Annotated in this window: 3 protein-coding genes; all 3 read right to left on the bottom strand. The window is 35.4% G+C overall.

Going from position 1 to position 3,851, the window contains the following annotated elements; all coding sequences use genetic code 11:
* Positions 1-2,018, bottom strand: a 2,018-nt coding sequence (locus ACGLXV_RS15210) for a transglycosylase domain-containing protein (protein ID WP_391559326.1), incomplete at its 3' end; no start/stop codon positions are given.
* Positions 2,019-2,062: 44 nt separating this feature from the next.
* Positions 2,063-2,281, bottom strand: coding sequence for a hypothetical protein (locus ACGLXV_RS15205; protein WP_391559325.1), 219 nt, complete (start codon positions 2,279-2,281; stop codon positions 2,063-2,065).
* Positions 2,282-2,527: 246 nt separating this feature from the next.
* The gene (locus ACGLXV_RS15200; protein ID WP_391559323.1) at positions 2,528-3,796 is read right to left on the bottom strand and encodes an FtsW/RodA/SpoVE family cell cycle protein; all 1,269 of its coding nucleotides are present in this window, start codon (positions 3,794-3,796) and stop codon (positions 2,528-2,530) included.
* Between the last annotated feature and the right edge of the window lie 55 nt (positions 3,797-3,851).

Here is a 3,851-nt window from a genome sequence, read left to right as displayed (position 1 = left end):
GTTTCTGCTGATGGAACCCCTGTTATGAACCATTCATTGTTCTCATTATATACACTTGCAGGTTGTAAAAACTGACTGTTGTCTGTGCTGAAAGTTCTCATCATTTCTCTAAACATTACATGGGCGATTTTTGTGGTGTCTCCAGCCATGAATGTATTCGGTTCATTTTTAACATATCCTGTCCAGACAGCCATGGTGTATTGCGGTGTATATCCAACAAACCAGCTATCATTTGTAGCATTTTCAGGGTAATTGAGTGTTGCTCGCGTCTCCGCATCAAAATTTGTTGTACCCGTCTTTCCAGCAATATCTAATTCAGGAATATTTGCCATAGTACCCGTACCAGAATCGACCACTGTACGAAGCATATCTGTTACCATAAAAGCCGTATAATCTTGCATTACTTGCTTTGGTTCGTTTGAAAAATCCACTTCTTTTCCGTTCGGGTAAACGACTTTTTTCACAAAATGAGGCTGATTAAAGACTCCGTTGTTCCCAAAAGCACTATAAGCACCAGCCATCGATAATGGGTTCACTGCATTGGCTCCAATTGAATAAGATTCATATACCGTATTATCATGGAAAGTAATACCCAGTTGTTCCGAAAAGCTTTTTGCCTTGTATATCCCCACTTCTCTCATTGATAGTAGCGCAGGGATATTATAGGAGTATTGAAGTGCCTTGCGAATCGTTACCATCCCATGGTACTGTTTATCCCAGTTAAAAAGGGGTTGACCTGTTTCATAGTATGTTGCTTGGTCATTGATTAAATGGCCAGTGGACCATTTTAAATGCTCAATGGCAGGACCGTAATCAAATATAGGTTTAAACGTGGAGCCGGGTTGACGTTGCATATCTATTGCCAAATTCGTACCTAGTAGCTTTGCTTTATAATGGTTTCTCCCACTTCCAAGTGCCCTTACTTCACCTGTTTTTGTATCTAAGAAGGCAAAAGCACCTTGAAACTCATCATTTGGATATTGAACCATTTCATTTGTGTTTAACATGGTTTCCGCATATTCCTGAGCTTTAGGATCCAAAGTAGTATAAATCGATAACCCATCCGTACTGATGTCAACATCCTTTAGTTTCTTCTTTACCTCTTTAAACGTTGCATCCAAAAATGCTTCATAAGGCATATTTAGTTGTTGATCTCTCGGAATGACCCCCTCTGTCACAGGGACATTTGCTGCCTCTTCCATCTGTTGTTCTGTAATATAGCCTTCTCTTACCATCGACCTTAGAACGATATTGCGACGCTCGGTCGCTGCATCCATGTTCTCAGGAATCGTCGGATCATAATTATTCGGACTCTGAGGCAGTCCGGCCAACAACGCTGCTTGAGAAAGAGTTAAGTTTTTTAAATCTTTTTCCCCAATACCAAAGTAGTTTTGGGCTGCAGCTGCTATACCATACGAGCGGTTACCAAGGTATATTTTATTTAAATACATCATCAATATGTCTTGCTTGGAGTACTTTTGTTCTAATTGATACGCCAAATTCCATTCTTGTACTTTTCTCTTTATGGTTTTTTCTGGATTCAAGAATGAATTCTTGATCACTTGCTGTGTAATGGTGCTTCCACCTTGAGATCCAAAGTCTCCCGTTACGTTCACCCAAATGGCTTTCGTCGTTCTCTTCATGTCGATTCCATGGTGTTCGTAAAATCGGGAATCTTCTGTCGCTATAAATGCTTGTTCCAACACTTTTGGAATTTGCTCATAAGTAATTTTCGTTCTCTTTTCTAACCCATATTCATAAATAAAGTTGCCATTAATATCATAGAATTTCGTTGAAAGCGGGTCTACTAGTTTGGCAGAGTCTAGTTTAGGAGCATCTTTAACCATAGAAGAAAAGGCTATTGCTCCTCCTCCAAACACTAAGAATCCTATGATACTTAAAATTAATAACCCTGTTTTGAGATGTTTCCCTTTTTTTAAGCTACTTCTGTTCTGAAGCTTTCTCTCTTTTTCAGCTTGCTTACGTTCCTGACGATATTTATATCTTTCTTCTGACATTCATTTTCTCTCCCATTTACGGCTAAACATGATCATTTACTTATTTATGAAACGATAGATCGTTCAGACACTTTTATATACCTCACCATAGAACTATTTATTAAATGATCTTCATGCCCGTCTTTTAAAAGGAAGTAATTTTGTTGACTAATTTTCTCTAATATTTCTTGTATAATATCTGTCTTTTGTATAAACTGCTCTTTTATCATTTTTTCTCGTTTAATATCATTATCATAGATATAACAAACAATAAATTCCTTCAAAGAAAAACTCTCCTTTAAATCCAATTAATTATGCTTTAGATTAGTAAAGTTCATTATAAAAATTTCGGAGAGGTTTCTAATTATATGAGGGTCTTTAGATTTTTTTTTTGAGCAACGTACAATATTATTGTTTTTGAACAGGCTAAAATCCTTTCGAATGAAATCTTAAAAACATGACATCTTTTTCTACTAGTCTTAGAAACGCAAAAAAACGGCCATCGATAATGACAGCCGATAGGAACGTAATCATACATTCAAAACTAAGTTTTTCCTACGATACACGCTTAATACAATCCCAATTAGAAGTGAATTTAATACGGTTGGTGTTAGTCCGTAGCTAATAAAAGGTAATGACATCGATATAAGGGGTAAAAACCCAAGGATCATTCCAACATTATATACAAATTGGACAGAAAGTAATGAACATACTCCTAGGATTAGTTGTTTACCAAAACGATCTTTTATTTGTGCAGATAGGACGATCAATCTATATAGAAGTAAAGAAAGTATAGTGAAAAGGAACCCAGAAATGATCCACCCATTAAAATAGGTAATATTGGCAAATACCATATCTGTTGTTAATTCTTGCACATAATTTTTTGGAGTATTTTTATTCCCAAACCAACCTCCTGCCGTTCTTAAATCTTTTAAAACCAGGTACATATAACCTGCACTATGTTGGTATTCAGAAGGGTTTAAAAATGCTAGCAATCTAACCTTTTGGTATTCTTTTGTAGTAAACCAAAACATACTAACAGTGGTAAGAAGGAGACCAATAGAAACTCCAATAGTTGTATAAATGGTTCTTTTACTTAGGGAACTAAAAATAAACAATATAAACACTAACATAGAAAAAATAAAAACATCAGGAAAGCTTGGCAATCGCATAAACAAGAACACAGAAATCAAGTAAAGACCCAAAACTACGATTAACTTGGGCTTATTTTTAGACAAATAGAATGCCCAAAACACCAAAAAGATAGGCAATAGAGAAGCCCCACTAATAGTAAAACTCATGATTCGTATATATGAAACTCCATTAATAATCAAGTTCGGAATAAAGTTCAGGGCTAGTAATAATCCAAGCGCCGTAATAAGAAATAGCCAACCCATTTTCTTTATTTTTCTATAATCAATCATCATAACAACCATAGAAATGATGATTCCTAAAACAATATATATCAATTGCTTAATTAGTAGATTTTCCGAGAAATTATCTTGTACATTTATAATCGGTAGAATCCCCATAAAAATAATGATCAGAAATAGACCAAATAGTTTCCAATCAAAAACAGGACGATACAGTTTATTAAAGTGAGTACCAAGTTCTGATGGGCTCCCCATTTGCTTTATAGCTTTTTCTTCCGCTTCGTTTTCGTTTGCACCTTTCGTTACTAATTCTGACTTAGACATTTTTAGGTGATAACTTAGCTCTCTGTAGACAACTTCTTTCGCTTCTTTTGATCTTATATGTTGTAATACTTCCCCTAAGAAATGCTCCTTAAGTTTACTCATATTCATTACCTCTCCAATACTTCATTTAGCAAGTAAGCTTTCCGATCACCTTTGT

This window comes from Robertmurraya sp., assembly GCF_036676585.1.
Lineage (GTDB): Bacteria > Bacillota > Bacilli > Bacillales > Cytobacillaceae > Robertmurraya_A.
Note: the sequence above shows the minus strand (reverse complement) of the source record. Positions and strands in the feature narration are given on the sequence as shown.